The 19,453-nt window shown below is 39.7% G+C and carries 19 protein-coding genes and 1 riboswitch; of the genes, 17 read left to right on the forward strand and 2 right to left on the reverse strand.

What is annotated here, in order from left to right:
• Window positions 1–42: 42 nt before the first annotated feature.
• Window positions 43–131, reverse strand: a riboswitch (TPP riboswitch).
• A 205-nt stretch (window positions 132–336) separates the two neighbouring features.
• A complete protein-coding gene (gene efp, locus DQN24_RS02560) occupies window positions 337–903 on the reverse strand; it encodes an elongation factor P (RefSeq protein WP_005544066.1) in 567 nt (188 codons plus the stop codon).
• A 37-nt stretch (window positions 904–940) separates the two neighbouring features.
• On the opposite strand from efp, the gene epmB reads away from it, so the two are divergent.
• The 10 genes from epmB to DQN24_RS02610 all read left to right on the forward strand — a co-directional run bounded on the left by epmB (window position 941) and on the right by DQN24_RS02610 (window position 10,492).
• The gene (gene epmB, locus DQN24_RS02565; RefSeq protein ID WP_021034438.1) at window positions 941–1,957 is read left to right on the forward strand and encodes an EF-P beta-lysylation protein EpmB; all 1,017 of its coding nucleotides are present in this window, start codon (window positions 941–943) and stop codon (window positions 1,955–1,957) included.
• Between the two features lie 98 nt (window positions 1,958–2,055).
• The gene (oapA, locus tag DQN24_RS02570) at window positions 2,056–3,258 is read left to right on the forward strand and encodes an opacity-associated protein OapA (RefSeq protein WP_111695341.1); all 1,203 of its coding nucleotides are present in this window, start codon (window positions 2,056–2,058) and stop codon (window positions 3,256–3,258) included.
• A 58-nt stretch (window positions 3,259–3,316) separates the two neighbouring features.
• The gene (locus DQN24_RS02575) at window positions 3,317–3,721 is read left to right on the forward strand and encodes an MliC family protein (protein ID WP_042594291.1); all 405 of its coding nucleotides are present in this window, start codon (window positions 3,317–3,319) and stop codon (window positions 3,719–3,721) included.
• 2 nt (window positions 3,722–3,723) lie between these two features.
• On the forward strand, window positions 3,724–4,434 hold the full coding sequence (gene recO, locus DQN24_RS02580; protein ID WP_005656323.1) for a DNA repair protein RecO: 711 nt from the start codon (window positions 3,724–3,726) through the stop codon (window positions 4,432–4,434).
• On the forward strand, window positions 4,434–5,750 hold the full coding sequence (gene rlmD / locus DQN24_RS02585; RefSeq protein ID WP_111695342.1) for a 23S rRNA (uracil(1939)-C(5))-methyltransferase RlmD: 1,317 nt from the start codon (window positions 4,434–4,436) through the stop codon (window positions 5,748–5,750). Before recO ends, rlmD begins: the two co-directional genes overlap by 1 nt.
• A gap of 77 nt (window positions 5,751–5,827) precedes the next feature.
• On the forward strand, window positions 5,828–8,059 hold the full coding sequence (relA, locus tag DQN24_RS02590; protein ID WP_111695343.1) for a GTP diphosphokinase: 2,232 nt from the start codon (window positions 5,828–5,830) through the stop codon (window positions 8,057–8,059).
• Window positions 8,060–8,073: 14 nt separating this feature from the next.
• The gene (locus tag DQN24_RS02595; RefSeq protein ID WP_111695344.1) at window positions 8,074–8,430 is read left to right on the forward strand and encodes a diacylglycerol kinase; all 357 of its coding nucleotides are present in this window, start codon (window positions 8,074–8,076) and stop codon (window positions 8,428–8,430) included.
• Between the two features lie 82 nt (window positions 8,431–8,512).
• Window positions 8,513–9,106, forward strand: coding sequence for a molybdopterin adenylyltransferase (gene mog, locus DQN24_RS02600; RefSeq protein WP_105873174.1), 594 nt, complete (start codon window positions 8,513–8,515; stop codon window positions 9,104–9,106).
• A gap of 1 nt (window position 9,107) precedes the next feature.
• Window positions 9,108–9,446, forward strand: a complete 339-nt coding sequence (gene glnB, locus DQN24_RS02605; protein WP_005656327.1) for a nitrogen regulatory protein P-II — start codon at window positions 9,108–9,110, stop codon at window positions 9,444–9,446.
• Entirely contained in the window at window positions 9,446–10,492 is a 1,047-nt protein-coding gene (locus tag DQN24_RS02610; RefSeq protein WP_111695345.1) for an AI-2E family transporter, read from the forward strand. Before glnB ends, DQN24_RS02610 begins: the two co-directional genes overlap by 1 nt.
• Before the next feature lie 40 nt (window positions 10,493–10,532).
• Here the strand turns inward: DQN24_RS02610 and priA are convergent, their stop codons facing one another.
• Entirely contained in the window at window positions 10,533–12,725 is a 2,193-nt protein-coding gene (priA, locus tag DQN24_RS02615) for a primosomal protein N' (protein ID WP_111695346.1), read from the reverse strand.
• Window positions 12,726–12,809: 84 nt separating this feature from the next.
• Here priA and trmB point away from each other — a divergent pair, with 84 nt between their 5' ends.
• From trmB to napH, 7 genes are all read left to right on the forward strand, one after another.
• Window positions 12,810–13,550: a tRNA (guanosine(46)-N7)-methyltransferase TrmB gene (trmB, locus tag DQN24_RS02620; RefSeq protein WP_021034429.1), complete on the forward strand. Its 741-nt coding sequence runs from the start codon at window positions 12,810–12,812 to the stop codon at window positions 13,548–13,550.
• Window positions 13,551–13,818: 268 nt separating this feature from the next.
• On the forward strand, window positions 13,819–14,163 hold the full coding sequence (locus DQN24_RS02625) for a YggL family protein (protein WP_021034428.1): 345 nt from the start codon (window positions 13,819–13,821) through the stop codon (window positions 14,161–14,163).
• Between the two features lie 203 nt (window positions 14,164–14,366).
• Window positions 14,367–14,897, forward strand: a complete 531-nt coding sequence (gene napF / locus DQN24_RS02630; protein WP_021034427.1) for a ferredoxin-type protein NapF — start codon at window positions 14,367–14,369, stop codon at window positions 14,895–14,897.
• Window positions 14,890–15,171, forward strand: coding sequence for a chaperone NapD (locus DQN24_RS02635; protein ID WP_005686781.1), 282 nt, complete (start codon window positions 14,890–14,892; stop codon window positions 15,169–15,171). Before napF ends, DQN24_RS02635 begins: the two co-directional genes overlap by 8 nt.
• A 36-nt stretch (window positions 15,172–15,207) precedes the next feature.
• A complete protein-coding gene (gene napA / locus DQN24_RS02640; RefSeq protein WP_021034426.1) occupies window positions 15,208–17,691 on the forward strand; it encodes a nitrate reductase catalytic subunit NapA in 2,484 nt (827 codons plus the stop codon).
• Window positions 17,692–17,745: 54 nt separating this feature from the next.
• Window positions 17,746–18,585, forward strand: coding sequence for a ferredoxin-type protein NapG (napG, locus tag DQN24_RS02645; RefSeq protein ID WP_005662676.1), 840 nt, complete (start codon window positions 17,746–17,748; stop codon window positions 18,583–18,585).
• Window positions 18,585–19,448, forward strand: coding sequence for a quinol dehydrogenase ferredoxin subunit NapH (gene napH / locus DQN24_RS02650; RefSeq protein WP_005662674.1), 864 nt, complete (start codon window positions 18,585–18,587; stop codon window positions 19,446–19,448). Before napG ends, napH begins: the two co-directional genes overlap by 1 nt.
• Window positions 19,449–19,453 lie beyond the last annotated feature (5 nt).

Raw genomic sequence — 19,453 nt, forward strand, 5'->3', positions numbered from 1 at the left:
ATAAAAAGGAAAGGATAAGAAATGGAATGAAAAGAAAATGGATTTATTGGCATATTAGTTTCCTACGTCAGTGCTAACTGTTTCAGGTTCACGGGTATCATCTCAGCCTTTCGGCACCCCGACTAAAAGTGGGAAAAATTCTATACTGTAATGAAAAATAAAACAAGGCTGAATTTTATTTGCTTTGGTTTATGATTTTTTAGAAAAACTAAATTTATAAAAAATGCCTTTCCCATTTATGAACGAAAAGGCATTTTTACCAAATGAATTTCAGTGCTTTTTATTACTGCAACATAATATATCGCAGAAATTAACCGCACTTTTTTATCTAAATGATTATTTTACGCGAGAGACGTATTCGCCAGAGCGGGTATCAACTCTGATAACTTCGCCGATTTGAACGAAAAGAGGAACTTTTACTACTGCGCCAGTGCTTAATGTTGCTGGTTTACCGCCAGTACCTGCGGTATCGCCTTTTAAGCCTGGGTCTGTATCGACGATTTCTAATTCAACAAAGTTTGGTGGAGTAACAGTAATTGGTGCGCCGTTCCATAAAGTCACGATACAATCTGCTTGGTCTAATAACCATTTTTCTGCATCGCCTACAGCTTTTGCATCTGCAGAGTACTGTTCAAATGTTTCTGGGTGCATGAAGTACCAAAACGCATCGTCTTTGTATGAATAAGTTAAGTTAAGATCCATAACATCAGCCGCTTCAACTGAGGTGCCAGATTTAAAGTTTACGTCTAATACTTTGCCTGAAATTAATTTACGAATACGAGTACGAGTGAATGCTTGACCTTTACCTGGTTTTACAAATTCATTTTCAACGATTACACAAGGCTCGCCGTCTTGCATAAATTTTAGACCCGGTTTGAAATCACTGGTAGTATATGTGGCCATATTTGAAATATCCTAAAAATGAGAGATGGTTTGAAAAGTGCGTATTTTAACCCAAGAACCCGTCATTAGAGAAGAACAAAATTGGCTCACAATTCTAAAAAATGCCATTTCAGATCCTAAATTGTTGCTAAAAGCCTTAAATTTACCAGAAGATGATTTTGAGCAATCCATTGCTGCGCGGAAACTTTTTCCCCTTCGCGTGCCACAACCTTTCATTGATAAAATGGAAAAAGGCAATCCGCAAGATCCGCTTTTCTTGCAAGTGATGTGTTCTGATTTAGAGTTTGTACAAGCGGAAGGATTTAGTACAGATCCATTAGAAGAAAAAAATGCCAATGCGGTGCCGAATATTCTTCATAAATATAGAAATCGCCTACTTTTTATGGCAAAAGGCGGTTGTGCAGTGAATTGTCGTTATTGTTTTCGCCGACATTTTCCTTACGATGAAAATCCAGGAAATAAAAAAAGCTGGCAGCTGGCATTAGATTACATTGCAGCGCATTCTGAAATTGAAGAAGTGATTTTTTCTGGTGGCGATCCTTTAATGGCGAAAGATCACGAATTAGCGTGGCTAATAAAACATTTGGAAAACATACCGCACTTACAACGTTTGCGTATTCACACCCGTTTGCCTGTTGTCATTCCGCAACGAATTACTGATGAATTTTGCACTTTACTAGCAGAAACTCCTTTGCAGAAAGTTATGGTGACACACATTAATCATCCAAATGAAATTGATCAAGTTTTTACTAATGCGATGCAAAAATTAAATGCCGTGAATGTCACGCTTTTGAATCAATCTGTTTTGCTAAGAAGCGTGAATGATGATGCGCAAATTCTAAAAATATTGAGCGATAAACTTTTTCAAACAGGAATTTTGCCTTATTACTTGCATTTGCTAGATAAAGTGCAAGGGGCGAGCCATTTTCTGATTAGCGATATTGAAGCTATGCAAATCTATAAAACCTTGCAATCTCTGACTTCTGGCTATCTTGTTCCTAAACTTGCACGAGAAATTGCGGGCGAGCCAAATAAGACTTTATACGCAGAATAAGATCCGATAAAATACGCCTAATTTTCTCGCCGCACTTTTAGGTTTATCAATTTTGTGGCTAATTAATATGAATAAGAACAAGCATCAGGGGCAATCCAGTGAATTCTATGGATAAAAATGTACAATCATCCCAAAATGAATTAGATTTAGGGCTTAATCAAGCGGAGCCGATTACACCAAAGAAAACAATTCAGCCAAGTTCATCAATTTTAGGTAAAGCAAAAGGGTTGTTTACCAAAAAAAATCACGTGCAAACTAACTTTCAGCAACGTAAAGAACCCACTTTTGGGCATACTCCTGCTCAAGAAAGCATACCTTTTATTTCTAGCGAAACATTGAGAACGGAACAAGAGCCTGTTCTTCAAACAAATTCCACAGAAGAAAATATTTCTGCGGTTGATGAAGAAATCAGTGCTGAAAATAATGCGGATGAAACCGTCGAAAAGGCTGAAAAACCTATTTTAGCCCAACCAGAAAAATGGAAAGTATTACAAGTATTGCCAGCAAAACATCGTCGTTTGTTTATGGCTATTTTTGTATTAGTTATTTTATTGATTATTTTCTTCGCATTAAAACCAAGTTCTGACACCGTTGAGTCTTTCACTCAATCTAACAGCAATGAAATTCCTGTGCAGTTCCAATCGTTAGATCAAAGTCAGCCAGTGGAAACCACGATTTTAGATAATCCTCCTGCACAAAATCAAATGCCAAATGAAATGGCTGCGGCATCTGTTATGCCTATGCAACCAGTTCAAGCGGAACAGCCTCAAATGCAACCTGCACAAACGCAAGCAGAACACCCAAAACCAACTGTGCCTGTTCAGCCGATGAAAAAAACGGTAGAGCCACAAGTTGTGCATAAAGATACCGCGAAAAAAGAAGTGAAAGTGGCGGAGAAAGCACAGGATCCATCAAAAGCAATGGAACAAAGCGTCGCTAAAACAGCAGGAAAAGCACCGATTGTTGAAGCCAAACCTGTTCAAGCTAAAAAAGAAAAGAAAGTTCAAATCGTTGATGCAAAACCTGTGAGTAAATCTACAGCCTCTCGCCTTTCAGCAAAAACATTAACTGTGCCGAAAGGTGTTTCGCTGATGCAAGTCTTCCGTGATAATCAACTTAATATTTCCGATGTAAACGCAATGAGCAAAGCAGCAGGGGCGGGCAATGTATTAAGTAGCTTTAAATCTGGCGATAAAGTAACGGTATCTGTGAATAATCAAGGGCGAGTAAATGAAATGCGTTTATCCAATGGTGCACGTTTTGTTCGTCAGTCTGATGGTTCTTATCAATATAAAAAATAATTTTTTGGGCGAGTAATCGCCTTTTTTCTTTTTAAGTTCTTTTCTCAAGGTAGGATTTATGTTGAAAAAAACATCTCTTATTTTTACCGCACTTTTGCTGGCTGGCTGTACGCAAAATACGAATGTGACAACGCCCCAAGCGCAAAAAATGCAAGTAGAAAAAGTGGATAAAGCCTTACAAAAAGGCGAAGCTGACCGATATTTATGTCAAGATGATAAAGTTGTTCGTGTTGTACACGCTACGCATAAAAAATACAAAAAAAATTTGCATTATGTCACTGTCACTTTTCAAGGCGTATCAGAAAAACTAACCTTAATGATTTCTGAACGTGGTAAAAATTACGCCAATATTCGTTGGATGTGGCAAGAGCGTGACGATTTTAGTACGCTAAAAACAAATCTTGGCGAAATTTTAGCGGTGCAATGTGTGTCACAAACAAGTGAACGCTTATCTGGACAATAATCGTGCAAAGCGAACTTCAACGTGGTTTTGTTTTGCATCGCCGCCCTTACAGTGAAACGAGCTTATTGGTGGATTTATTCACTGAAGAAAGTGGGCGTTTAACAGTCATTGCAAAAGGGGCGCGTGCAAAGCGTTCATCTTGGAAGTCGGTCTTGCAACCTTTCACACCTTTATTGTTGCGTTGGACGGGAAAAAGCGCATTGAAAACCCTTACCAAAGCTGAACCTGCCGCAATTACACTTCCTTTACAACAAATCGCTCTTTATAGTGGCTTTTATGTAAATGAATTACTCACTCGTGTTATTGAGTCTGAAACGCCAAATCCTGCGCTATTTCAACATTATTTAAAATGCTTAACAGGCTTGGCAACGGAAAGCAACGTTGAGCCAACGTTGCGTCTTTTTGAATTTCAACTTTTACAAATTCTTGGTTACGGCGTGGATTTTCTGCATTGTGCAGGTTCTGGCGAGCCTGTCGATTGCACAATGACATATCGTTATCGTGAGGAAAAAGGTTTCATCGCGTCTTTAGTGAAAGATAATCTCACCTTTTACGGAAGAGATTTGTTAGCCTTTGAAGCCCTCGATTTTTCTGATGATGCGGTACGTCAAGCGGCAAAACGTTTTACTCGTATTGCACTGAAACCTTATCTTGGCGATAAACCGCTAAAAAGCCGAGAGTTATTCACTCAAAATATTTTACTTTTAAAATAATGGTTCTTCTTTATACCCCAAAGCAAAAAACAAAAAATGTTCAAACCATTACGGCGGATATTCTTGATTTAGATTATCAAGGTTTAGGCGTGGCGAAAATTAATGGTAAAACTTGGTTTATTGAAAATGCACTTCCGTACGAAAAAGTGGAATGTCGTATTTTGGAAGATAAACGCCAATATGGACACGCCATTGCAAAAAAATGGCGAGTAAAAAGCCCTGAACGTTTAGCACCAAAATGTGCTCATTTTATGCGTTGTGGTGGTTGCCAAGGGCAGCATATTCCTATTGAAATGCAGAGAAAAGCGAAAGAATCTGCATTGTTTAAACGATTAAGCAAATTACAGTCAGAACCGATTTCATTCCAACCTATGATTTGTGGCGACGCTTGGGCGTATCGTCGTCGTGTGCGTTTGAGTTTATGGTTTAATCCAAACACAAAACAAATCGACATGGGATTTCGTCAGAAAAATGCTAACGATTTAATACCCGTTCAATCTTGCGAAGTGGCTGAACCTGCAATTAATTGTTTACTGCCTAAATTAACCGCACTTTTAGGACAATTTTCTGCACCGAAACAGTTGGGGCATATTGAACTTGTGGCTGCCGATAATGGAGTCGCAATGTTGTTACGTTACACTAAAAACCTTGCGGAAATTGACCGCACTTTATTGCTCAAATTTGCTGAACAAAAAAAGTTAATGCTGTTTTTACAAAGCGACAAAGGCATTGAACAAAACTATGGCGATGCACCTTATTATCAATTTTCTGATGGCATAAAATTACATTTTGATATTCGTGATTTTATCCAAGTAAATCGTGCATTAAATGAACGTATGGTGAATACAGCCTTGGATTGGCTTGAATTGAGCCAACAAGATTGTGTGCTAGATTTATTTTGCGGTATGGGAAATTTTACGCTGCCTCTTGCCAAACGCGTAAAAAGTGCGGTAGGAATTGAAGGCGTTTTTGAAATGGTGCAAAAAGCGGCACAAAATGCCACAAGAAACCAAATCAAAAATATTGAATTTTTCCAAGCGGATCTTGACCAATCCTTTGTTGAACAACCTTGGGCTAATCAGTCGTTCAATAAAATTTTGCTTGATCCTCCACGCAGCGGCGCAGCTTTTGCGTTAAATGCGTTGTGCGAGTTGAAAGCAGAGAAAATTTTATATGTGTCTTGTAATCCCACAACATTGGTGCGTGATGCGGAAATTTTACGTGATTTTGGCTACAAGATTGAAAAAAGCTCAGTAATAGATATGTTTCCGCACACAGGGCATTTGGAATCAATAACCTTATTCACTACAAAATAACTCGGTTATTCGGTACAATCTCAACCCAAAATAAAAGTGGCAGGAAGCGACTTTCTTTTCATTAACAAGGGGGTGTTATGGTTGCTGTTCGTGGTTCTCATTTGTTAAATCCGCAGGATTTTGTGATTGAACAATGGTGTGCTGGCTTAAAACTGGCAGAACAAACAGAAAAAAGTTTGATCGATGCGTGGTATTACGTACGTGATTTAATGAATATCTATCCTGATGAAATGAAGAATGCGACCTTGATACTGCAGTCTGGCGTGGAAATGGTAGAAATTTTGCACGAACTTAATATGGATGCGGAAACATTGCTTACTGCAATGCTGTTTCCTGTGGTTGCAAATAAATTAACAGACTGGGAAAGTCTAAAAGAAAAGTTTGGTGCGAAAATCACTAAATTGCTTAAAGGCGTGTTGGAAATGGATAATATTCGCCAACTCAATGCCAGCCATTCCGCTAATGCGTTACAAGTGGATAATGTTCGCCGTATGTTGTTGGCAATGGTGGACGATTTCCGCTGCGTAATCATTAAACTTGCTGAACGCATTACTTTCTTGCGTGATGCAGAGCATCGTTGCGCTGAAGAAGACAAAGTCCTTGCTGCCAAAGAATGTTCTTATATTTATGCCCCACTTGCCGATCGTCTTGGGATTGGTCAGTTGAAATGGGAGTTAGAAGATTACTGCTTCCGTTATCTCCATCCTGAACAATATCGCGTTATTGCTAAATTATTGCAGGAACGTCGTCTTGATCGTGAACATTATATTGCTGATTTCGTCAGTGAGTTGAGCGGTTATTTACGTGAAAATATTGAGCAAGTGGAAGTTTATGGTCGTCCGAAACATATTTACAGCATTTGGCGAAAAATGCAGAAAAAGCATCTTGAGTTTAGCGGTTTATATGATGTAAGAGCGGTCAGAATTATCGTGCAAAAATTGCAAGATTGTTATACCGCACTTGGGATTGTTCATACTCAATTTAAACACTTACCCAAAGAATTTGACGATTATGTCGCGAACCCGAAACCGAACGGTTATCAATCTATTCATACTGTTGTTTTAGGTAAAGGTGGCAAGCCAATTGAAGTGCAAATTCGAACTCAACAAATGCATGATGATGCAGAGTTGGGTGTGGCTGCACACTGGAAATATAAAGAGGGCAATACAGGCAGTATGTCTGCCTACGAAGAAAAAATTGCATGGTTGCGTAAATTGCTAGCTTGGCAAGATGATATTACGGATTCAGGCGAAGTGATGGCAGAATTGCGTAGCCAAGTGTTTGATGACCGCGTGTATGTGTTTACGCCGAAAGGCGAAGTGGTGGATTTGCCAACGGGATCTACGCCATTAGATTTTGCTTATGCCATTCATAGTGAAATTGGTCATCGCTGCATCGGGACAAAAGTGGCGGGGCGTATTGTGCCATTTACCTATCAGCTACAAATGGGCGATCAAATCGATATTATTACCCAGAAAAATCCTAACCCGAGCCGTGACTGGCTAAACCCAAATTTAGGATTTACCCATACGTCAAAATCTCGTGCCAAAATCCAAGCGTGGTTTAAAAAACAAGATCGCGATAAAAATATTCCAGCAGGAAAAGAATTACTCGATAATGAACTCGCGCGTTTAAATTTAAGTATTAAGCAAATAGAACCTTATGCATTGCCACGCTATAACTTGAAAAATTTAGACGATCTTTATGCAGGTATTGGCAGTGGCGATATTCGTTTAAATAACTTAATCAATTTCTTACAAAGTAAATTGATTAAAGTGACTGCTGAAGAAGCGGATCAGGAAATTCTGCGTCACGTTGCTAATAAAAGTGCGGTAAATTCTCAGCAGAAATCTGAAAAGAACAATGGCTATGTGATTGTGGAAGGAGTAGGCAATCTTATGCATCATATTGCACGTTGCTGCCAGCCTATTCCCGGTGATGCGATTGTTGGTTATATCACAATGGGGCGTGGTATTTCTATTCACCGAGCGGATTGTGAACAATTCTTAGATTTACAAGTGGCTCATCCAGAACGCGTGGTGGAATCTATTTGGGGCGAAAATTATGCAAGTGGTTTCCATATTAATATCCGTATTGTGGCAGGGGATCGCAATGGCTTATTGCGTGATATTACGACGGTTCTGGCAAATGAAAAAATTAGCGTATTAGGGGTCTCAAGCCGTGCTGATACCAAAAAACAGCTTGCTACCATTGATATGGAAATTGAACTCCATAATGTTGAAAGTTTAAGTAAAATATTGGCTCGATTAGCAAAATTAGATGATGTTATCGAAGCCAAACGTTTATAAAAATAGGAAAGTTTATGTATAAAACAACGGGGCTAACTCATTTAATCAATTCCACTAAATATTCATTACAAGGCTTAAAAAGTGCGTTTAAGAATGAAACGGCCTTTCGCCAAGAGTGTTTTCTTGCCTGCATTTTAATTCCTCTTGCTTTCTTTTTAGGCGAAACAAAAATTGAAATTATCTCGATGATTTCTTCTGTTTTGCTTGTGATGGCGTTAGAACTTTTAAACAGTGCGGTGGAAGCTGTCGTTGATCGCGTTGGTACAGAACGCCACGAACTTTCAGGGCGTGCGAAAGATCAAGGTTCTGCATCGGTATTTATTGCCCTTTGTATTGTCGGTATCGTTTGGGGCGGAATTTTATTCTTCTAGCCCTTCAAAAGTGCGGTAAGTTTTTACCGCATTTTTGATTTATTCAATCACGTCAAAATCATTTATAAAAATAAGGAAAAATATGACCGCACTTTTAAAAATTGGTCTTGTGTCTGTTTCAGATCGTGCATCAGCAGGCGTATATCAAGATCAAGGTATCCCAGAATTACAGGCTTGGTTAGAACAAGCGCTTGTCGATCCTTTCCATTTGGAAACAAGATTAATTCCCGATGAACAGCCAGTTATTGAACAAACATTAAAAGAACTGGTGGATGAACAAGGTTGTCATTTAGTGCTGACAACTGGTGGAACAGGGCCAGCAAAACGCGATGTAACGCCTGATGCAACCCTTGCGGTAGCGGATCGAGAAATGCCGGGTTTTGGCGAACAAATGCGTCAAGTGAGTTTGCATTTTGTGTCTACCGCAATTTTATCCCGCCAAGTGGGCGTGATTCGTAAGGAAAGTCTGATTTTAAATCTTCCGGGTCAGCCTAAAGCGATTAAAGAAACCTTAGAGGGCGTGAAAGATAAAGAGGGAAATGTGCTTGTAAAAGGTATTTTCAGTGCTGTGCCTTATTGTTTGCAACTGATTAACGGCTTATATATTGATACCAAGCCTGAAATCATTGAAAGTTTCCGTCCTAAATCAGCAAGACGTGAAAATCTGGAGAAATAGCATGAAAAAAATCGAAGCAATGATCAAACCCTTTAAATTAGATGATGTTCGAGAAAGCCTTTCAGATATGGGTATTTCAGGTATGACAATCACGGAAGTACGTGGATTTGGTCGCCAAAAAGGTCATACAGAACTTTATCGTGGTGCGGAATATATGGTGGATTTTCTGCCGAAAGTGAAATTGGAAGTAGTGGTTCCTGATGAGCTTGTGGATCAATGTATTGAAGCAATTATTGAAACGGCACAAACAGGCAAAATCGGTGACGGCAAAATTTTTGTTTATAACGTTGAGCGAGCGATCCGCATTCGCACGGGCGAAGAAAACGAGGATGCGATTTAGTGCAAAATAATTTAAATTTACACCGCACTTTGCTTGGCATCGCTGCGGTAATTATTATCTTAGCTGGCGTAAAATTGGCGGCAGAAATTGTGGTGCCATTTTTACTATCGCTATTTATTGCGATAATTTGTTCGCCGATAATTAAGGCGATGACCCAACGCCACGTCCCGCATTGGTTAGCCATTACTTTACTTTTCGTCTTGATTTCTTTGGTATTTTTCTTCTTAGTCGGGTTGATTAACAGCACAGCAAGAGAATTTACCCAATCTATTCCACAATATAAAATTTTGCTTTCACAACGCATAAATGATTTGACTGCTTTATCGCAACGTTTCAATTTGCCTTTCACGCTTTCGCGTGAAACCATCCAAGAAAATTTTGACCCAAGCATCATTATGAATTTTGTGAGCCGAGTATTGCTGAATTTCTCTGGTGTGGTGAGTAATGTGTTTGTTTTAGTGTTAGTCGTGATTTTTATGCTTGCTGAAGCGCCAACGATGAAACATAAATTTGCTATGGTGATTAGCTCAACACATTATGATGCAGTCAAAGAAGAACGTCATATTGACCGAGTTTTGCAAGGCGTAATTGGTTATCTTGGAATTAAAAGCATCACGAGCTTACTGACTGGTGTTGGGGTATTTATTTTGTTGGAAGCCTGTGGCGTTCAATATGCCATTTTGTGGGCAACCTTGAGTTTCTTGCTGAATTATATTCCCAATATAGGTTCTATCATTGCAGCTATTCCGATTATTGTGCAAGCCTTATTACTGAACGGTTTTGGCATTGGCTTTGGCGTGGCAATTGGTGTTATTGCGATCAATATGGTTGTCGGTAACATTATTGAGCCTAAAATGATGGGACAACGATTAGGGCTTTCAACCTTAGTGGTGTTCCTTTCATTATTGTTTTGGGGATGGTTACTTGGAACAGTGGGAATGCTACTGTCTGTTCCTTTGACGATGGCATTAAAAATTGCCTTGGAGTCCAGTCCCAATACAGCGAAATATGCCTGTCTATTGGGGGATGTCGAAGATTTCAAATAGATTTTAGAGATAAAAGTGCGGTGAATTTTCACCGCATTTTTTATGATAAGTCTTGCGGATCAACGTCCAAAATTAACCGCACTTGGCTGTTTTTTTCAAGTTCGGCTTGTTGATATTCTCTCAATGCTTTTTGCAACGTCATTCTTGACGGATGCTGCAATAATAACTGCCAGCGATATTGCCCTGCTTTTTTGCTGAACGGTGCAGGCATTGGACCAAGCATTTGTAATCCCGCGATTTGCTTTGATTGAAAAAAATCTGCAATCTGGCTTAAGCAATTTTCTGCAAGCTCAGAATGTCTAGCCTGTGCTTTGAATAACGCCTGAAAAGTGAAAGGGGGTAATCCCATTGAATGGCGTAATTGTAAGGTTTCTTTGGCAAAAGCTTGATAACCATTTGCCAATAAGGTGGTAAGCAAAGGATGATCGGGATAATGTGTTTGTAGCACGACTTCGCCTTGTTTATCGGCACGTCCAGCACGTCCAGCAACTTGAATATAAAGTTGAGCTAAACGTTCTTCTGCACGAAAATCCAGTGAAAATAATGCACTATCTACATTCACTAAGGCAACGAGGGTAACATTCGGAAAATGATGCCCTTTCGCAAGCATTTGTGTGCCAATCAAAATTTGGCTTTTGCCTTGTTGAATATCTTCTAAATAACCTTCCAATTTTCCTTTACGCGAAGTACTATCGCGGTCGATTCGTGCTACAGAATAATGAGGAAATAGCGTTTTCAAGGTTTCTTCTAATTGTTCCGTGCCGAGACCTGTGGTGACTAAATGGGTAGAACCGCAATCGCCACATTGACGAGGAATAGTTTTCTGAGTGCCACAATGATGACAACGCAATACATTTTGATGTTGATGATAGGTATAAGGTTTTTCACAATGAGGGCATTGGGCGATCCAACCACATTCGTGGCAAAGCAATACGGGCGCAAAGCCACGACGATTTAAGAAAAGCAACACTTGATTGCCTTTTTCAAGGTGGGCTTTCATTCGTTCCAATAAGGGTTTTGAAAGCCCGTTTTGTATGTTTTGATTTTTCAAATCAATAACGAAATGACGAAGTGCGGTAGAATTTCCCGCTCTTTTTGATAAAACTAAATGTTGGTATTTGCCGTTTTGTACATTATTAATACTTTCTAAACTTGGCGTGGCGGAGCCCATTAATACCGCAATATTTAGTTTTTGAGCCAGTACAATCGCTAAGTCTCGCGCATGGTAACGCCAACTGTCTTGCTGTTTGTAAGACGAGTCGTGTTCTTCGTCCAAAATAATTGCACCAAGATTAGAAAATTGCGTGAACAATGCCGATCTCGTGCCAATCACAATGGCATTTTGTCCAGAGCGGGCGCGATCCCATACATAAAGCCGTTGCGTATCGGTTAAATTAGAATGCAGTACATCAATTTCTACATTAAAACGTGCTTTAAAACGTTGCACCGTTTGAGGTGTTAGTCCGATTTCGGGTACAAGCACCAATATTTGTTTACCCGATTTTAAAATTTCTTCAATATATTGCAGATAAATTTCTGTTTTGCCTGAACCTGTCACCCCATCGAGCAGCCATACGTTGAAACCAGAATGAAAGCGCAATTGACTAAACGATAAGGCTTGTTGCTTATTTAAGGTTAAACGATTTTCAGCATTGACAATTGGGTTATCGCCTAAGCTTTGTTGCCAGCTTAGGGGCTTTGTTTGGATAGTCATTTCCTCAATGAACCCTTTGGCTTTTAAGGCTGACCAAATGGCAGAGGAAAAATTATTATTGCCTTTTTCAAGATCAGTTTCAGATAAGTATTGGAGGGCTTCAGCTTGCTTTTTCGAGCGTTTTAATTCGCCTTGTTCAAGGGCATTTTTCCCCGCATCTGTAATTCGCCAAAAAGTGCGGTCATTTTTCACCGCACTTTCGCCGTTACGTAATTTTACAGGCAAGGCTTGAAATAACACATCGCCTAATCCTGCTTGATAATAATTTGCTGCCCAATGCAGCCAATTCCAATAAATAGGGGTAAAGATTGGTGCTAAATCTAATGGTTGAAGAATGGCTTTGAGCTTATCCTCTGGCACGTCCGATTTTGTCGGAAAATCAACCACAATGGCGATGCGTTTTTGCGTACCAAAAGGCACAAGAATACGCATACCGATTTGTAATGAAACATCATCGGGGACGAGATAATCAAATAAACGAGGAAGCGGCACAGCCAGTGCCACTCGGACAATTTTCATAATCAACCTTGGGAAAAAATTTGCCCTATTATACGAGAAAAATTGGTATAATCGCCGCCAATTTTTTTCACGAACAAGATTTTTATGACACAAACTTTTGCTGATCAAAAACGTAAAACCGTTGAAACCGCAGAATTTACCGAAGATGGCCGCTATAAACGCAAAGTCCGTAGTTTTGTTCTCCGCACTGGTCGTTTGAGCGAATTTCAAAGAAATATGATGAATGATAACTGGGGAACACTTGGTTTAGATTATCAAACGGAACCTTTTGATTTTGCGAAGATTTATGGCAATGATAATCCAGTTGTATTAGAAATTGGCTTTGGAATGGGAAAATCGCTCGTGGATATGGCTTTTTCTAATCCCGACAAAAATTACCTTGGCATTGAAGTTCATACTCCAGGCGTTGGTGCTTGTATTGCTTATGCAGTGGAAAAAGGCGTCACGAATTTACGCGTGATTTGCCACGATGCAACGGAAATTTTACGAGACAGTATTGCAGATGGTGCACTTGGCGGTTTGCAATTATTTTTCCCCGATCCTTGGCATAAAGCAAAGCATCATAAACGTCGTATTGTTCAACCGCACTTTGTGACACAAGTTGTACAAAAATTAGGTGGAAATGGTTTTATCCATATGGCAACAGACTGGGAAAATTATGCAGAGCAAATGCTAGAAGTATTAAGCACGAATACCGATTTAGTGAATACCTCGAAAAATGGCGATTATATTCCAAGACCAGATTTTAGACCTTTAACTAAATTTGAAGCCAGAGGCCACAGACTTGGACACGGTGTTTGGGATTTATATTTTGTGAAGAAATAAGCTGGTTTTAAATAATGCGTGGGCTTACGCCCACCCTACCACAAAATTTTCATAAACAACTATAATAATATTTCTCGTAGGGTGGGCGTAAGCCCACGAAATAACAAAAGAAATGCCTAATTTTGAGGCTAAAGACCACAAATTTAGGCTCAATATTTAGCATTTATACTTTGTGAAGAAATAAGCGGATTTTAACTAAACCCAATACCTAATTTATGAATTTAATATAAAATACGCGTTTGAATATAACCTTAATAGGAGAAATACAATGTCTAAATCTTACAATCAACGCCAACGCAAAAAACTTCATCTTGCGGAATTTCAAGAGCTTGGTTTTCTTGTCAATTTCCAATTTGCAGAAGGTACTTCGATTGAAACGGTAGATGAAATCGTTGATCGTTTTATTAACGAAGTGATTCAACCAAATGGTCTAGCTTACGAAGGTAGCGGTTATTTACATTGGGAAGGTTTAGTTTGCCTAGAAAAAATTGGCAAATGCGATGAAAGCCATCGTGAAACTGTGAAAAAATGGTTAGAAACAAATGGTTTGCAACAAATTGAAATAAGTGAATTATTTGACATTTGGTGGGAATATCCAGCAAAAGCAGAATAATCTAAATTGAAAGCAGCATAGCATAAATCGCTATGCTGTATTGTTTTAATGCCTTGCAAAATTCATTAAACCTTAGATTTTTTGATCTATAACAAATAAAGTTCAAATAATTGACAAACTACCTATTTTGGGTTGTTTTCATTCATTTATCGTAAACACATAATCCGTCTTCTACAGAAGCATTTAGAAATATTTTAAAGACAATGACCGTTGAAAATTTACCTCGCAGACAATTTTTACGCGGTAGATTTTCAACATTGAGCTGTTTAGAAAATAATCAAAAACAGAATTTTGTGGGTATTAGACCGCCTTGGTCTGTGGAAAATTCTATTTTTGTGGAGCAATGTACACGCTGTGGCGATTGTCTTTCTGTCTGTGAAACCAATATTTTGGTAAAGGGCGATGCTGGCTTTCCTGAAGTTCGTTTTGATAATGGCGAATGTACTTTTTGTGGAAAATGTGCAGATGCTTGTAAACAGCCTATTTTTCATCCTCGTGAGCAGTTGCCTTGGTCACATAAAATCGACATTGGCGTAGCTTGTTTAACTTTACACCGTATTGAATGCCGAACTTGCCAAGATAATTGTCCAGCTAATGCGATTCGTTTCAAATTACAAATGGGTGGCGTAGCACAACCTTTAGTTAATTTCGATGCTTGTAATGGCTGTGGGGCTTGTGTGCAAGGTTGCCCTGTGAATGCAATAACAATGAACGATCTAAAACAAAATGAATAATACAAATTTAATATCAGAAAATGCGGGAGATTGGCACGTTGTTGGATTGATCGTGCAAGGTAATCCAAAAAAATTATCAGCAATTCAAACCGCACTTTTAGCGATTGAGCATACTGAAATTCCGACTTTTGATGAAAAACTTGGGAAATTTGTGGTGGTAATGCAATCGCACGATCAGCATCTCTTGCTTGAAAAAATGGAAAGTGTGAAAGATATCGACGGTGTGATTAATGTATCGTTGGTGTATCACGAGCAAGATGAACAAAATAAATAATTTTAAAATCAAACGTTTAACGTGGGGGAAAACGCGATGAATTTAAGTCGTCGAGACTTTATGAAAGCCAATGCGGCTATGGCAGCCGCAACGGCAGCGGGGCTAACCATCCCAGTAAAAAATGTGGTCGCAGCCGAATCCGAAATTAAATGGGATAAAGGCGTATGTCGTTTCTGTGGTACTGGTTGTGCTGTGCTGGTTGGGACTAAAGATGGGCGTGTTGTGGCATCTCAAGGCGATCCTGATGCAGAAGTAAACCGTGGTTTAAACTGTATTAAAGGCTATTTCTTACCGAAAATTATGTACGGTAAAGATCGTTTAACGCAGCCGCTTTTACGTATGACAAACGGAAAATTTGATAAGAACGGCGATTTTGCGCCAGTTTCTTGGGATTTTGCGTTCAAAACAATGGCTGAGAAATTCAAAGAAGCGTTTAAAAAGAACGGGCAAAATGCAGTGGGTATGTTCACTTCTGGACAATCAACCATTTGGGAGGGTTATGCGAAGAACAAACTTTGGAAAGCAGGTTTCCGTTCTAACAACGTAGACCCAAATGCGCGTCACTGTATGGCGTCTGCAGCTGTTGCATTTATGCGTACTTTCGGTATGGATGAACCAATGGGCTGTTATGATGATATTGAACAGGCAGACGCTTTCGTGCTTTGGGGATCAAATATGGCGGAAATGCACCCAATTTTGTGGTCGCGCATTACTGATCGCCGTATCTCCAATCCTGATGTTCGTGTCACTGTTCTTTCGACTTACGAACATCGTAGTTTTGAACTTGCCGATCACGGTTTGATATTTACACCGCAAACTGATTTGGCGATTATGAACTATATCATCAATTATCTTATTCAAAATAATGCGATTAATTGGGATTTTGTTAATAAACATACAAAATTTAAACGTGGAGAAACGAATATTGGCTATGGTTTGCGTCCAGAGCATCCGTTAGAAAAAGACACGAATCATAAAACAGCTGGGAAAATGCACGATTCTTCTTTTGAAGAATTAAAGCAACTTGTCTCAGAATATACTGTGGAAAAAGTGTCGAAAATGTCTGGGTTAGATAAAGTTCAGTTAGAAACTTTAGCGAAACTTTATGCCGATCCAACGAAGAAAGTGGTTTCCTACTGGACAATGGGCTTTAACCAACATACACGTGGTGTGTGGGTAAACCAATTAATCTACAATATTCATTTACTTACTGGAAAAATTTCAATTCCGGGTTGTGGGCCATTTTCATTAACTGGTCAGCCTTCTGCTTGTGGTACAGCGCGTGAAGTAGGTTCATTCCCTCATCGTTTACCTGCCGACTTAGTGGTAACTAATCCTAAACACCGTGAAATTGCTGAACGTATTTGGAAATTACCAAAGGGGACGGTTTCTGAAAAAGTGGGGCTACACACAATTGCACAAGACCGTGCAATGAATGATGGCAAAATGAATGTGTTATGGCAAATGTGTAACAATAATATGCAAGCAGGGCCAAACATTAATCAAGAGCGTTTGCCAGGCTGGCGTAAAGAAGGCAACTTCGTGATTGTTTCAGATCCTTACCCAACTGTATCCGCACTTTCCGCTGACTTAATTCTTCCAACGGCAATGTGGGTAGAAAAAGAGGGGGCTTACGGTAATGCAGAACGTCGTACTCAATTCTGGCGTCAGCAAGTCAAAGCACCAGGCGAAGCAAAATCAGACTTATGGCAATTAATGGAGTTCGCAAAATACTTTACGACTGATGAAATGTGGACAGAAGACTTACTTGCACAAATGCCTGAATATAGAGGTAAAACTTTATATGAAGTGCTTTTCAAAAATGGTCAAGTAGATAAATTCCCATTGAGCGAACTTGCTGAAGGTCAATTAAACGACGAATCAGAATATTTTGGTTACTACGTTCACAAAGGTTTATTTGAAGAATACGCTGAATTTGGTCGTGGTCACGGTCACGATTTAGCTCCATTTGATATGTATCATAAAGCACGTGGTTTACGCTGGCCAGTTGTAGAAGGTAAAGAAACCTTGTGGCGTTACCGTGAAGGCTATGATCCGTATGTTAAAGAAGGGGAAGGTGTGGCTTTCTATGGTTATCCTGATAAGAAAGCGATTATTCTTGCGGTGCCTTATGAACCACCAGCTGAGTCACCCGATAATGAATACGATTTATGGTTATCGACGGGTCGTGTTCTTGAACATTGGCATACGGGTACAATGACACGCCGTGTACCAGAATTGCATCGCGCATTTCCAAATAATTTAGTATGGATGCACCCATTAGATGCACAAGCACGTGGTTTACGTCACGGCGATAAAATTAAGATTTCATCTCGTCGAGGCGAAATGATTTCTTACTTGGATACTCGCGGACGTAATAAACCACCTCGTGGCTTAGTATTTACCACTTTCTTTGATGCAGGTCAGCTTGCAAATAGCTTAACCCTAGATGCGACAGACCCAATTTCAAAAGAAACCGACTTCAAAAAATGTGCGGTAAAAGTGGAAAAGGCTGCGTAAAAACGATGTAAAAATCAACCGCACTTTATTTTCTCTCACCAATAAAAGAGGAAGATGAAAGTGCGGTTAAAATTTAAAAAGAAAATGAAGAAACCCGCTCTCAATCCTGAACGTAGAAAATTTCTCAAAGAAGCAACCCGTACTGCGGGTGGTTTAGCTGGCGTTGGGATTTTGTTGGGATTGCAGCAAAATCAAAGTCTTGCGCGAGAAGGTGTGCCATTACGTCCGCCCTTTGCTTTGCAAGATGCAAAAGCGTTTTCTGCCGCTTGTATTCGTTGTGGACAATGTGTTCAAGCCTGTCCTTATGACATGCTGCATTTAGCATCTTTATTATCGCCAGTAGAAGCGGGAACGCCGTATTTTATTGCGCGTGATAAACCTTGCGAAATGTGTCCCGATATTCCTTGTGCAAAAGCCTGTCCTAGTGGTGCATTAGATCGTCAAGCAACAGATATTAATGAATCGCGTATGGGGCTGTCAGTACTGTTAGATCACGAAACTTGCTTAAATTATCAAGGATTACGTTGCGATGTTTGTTATCGGGTTTGTCCATTAATCGATAAAGCGATTACATTGGAAAAACAACATAATCCACGTTCTGATAAGCACGCGTTATTTATTCCAACAGTACATTCTGATGCTTGTACGGGATGTGGAAAATGTGAGCAAGCTTGTGTGTTAGAAGAAGCAGCGATTAAAATTTTACCAATGAATCTGGCAAAAGGTATGTTAGGTAAACATTATCGTTTAGGCTGGGAAGAAAAAGCGAAAGCGGGTCATTCTCTTGCGCCTAAAGATATGATTTCGTTGCCAACTCGAACGCCAGAGGGAGCTACAGTAATGCCTGAACCAGCAGAACCCGTGCTTGCGCCTATTTTAGGGAGTGGCAAATAATGGCAAATGCACCAAAATTTGCAGGGAAAGAGGCTCGAGAAAAATGGGGCTGGTGGTATGCAAACCGCTTTTTGTTTTGGCGTCGATTAAGCCAACTCAGCATTCTTGCCATGTTTTTAAGCGGGCCTTATTTTGGCGTATGGATTTTAAAAGGTAATTATAGTGGAAGCTTATTGCTCGATACTATTCCATTAAGTGACCCTTTAATTACCGCTGAAAGCTTGGCTGCAAGACATTTACCAGATGCTCTCACTTTGATTGGTGCAGCGATTATTGTGTTATTTTACGCAGTACTTGGTAGTAAAGTGTTTTGTGGTTGGGTATGTCCGCTAAATGTTGTAACTGACTGTGCTGCGTGGCTTCGCCGTAAGTTAGGCATTCGCCAAACAGCAAAAATTTCGCGTAGTTTACGTTATGGCATTCTTGTGCTTATTTTACTAGGCAGCTGCGTAAGCGGAATGTTGCTTTGGGAGTGGGTTAATCCAGTGGCTGCTCTTGGCCGCGCCTTTGTGTTTGGTTTTGGTGCAACAGGCTGGCTATTACTTGTTATTTTTCTTTTTGATTTATTGATTGCAGAACATGGCTGGTGTGGACATCTTTGCCCAATTGGTGCTGCTTATGGTGTGATTGGTGCAAAAAGTTTAATCCGTATTAAAGTGATTGATCGTGCTAAATGCGATAATTGTATGGATTGCTACAATGTTTGTCCCGAAGCCCAAGTGTTACGTTCGCCTTTACACGGAAAAAAAGACGAAAGCCTACTCGTGCTTTCCAAAGATTGCATCAGCTGCGGACGTTGTATTGACGTTTGCGCTGAAAAAGTTTTTAAATTTTCGACCAGATTCGATCATTCAGGGGAGTGATTAAT

This window comes from Haemophilus influenzae (genome assembly GCF_900475755.1).
Classification (GTDB): Bacteria; Pseudomonadota; Gammaproteobacteria; order Enterobacterales; family Pasteurellaceae; genus Haemophilus; species Haemophilus influenzae_D.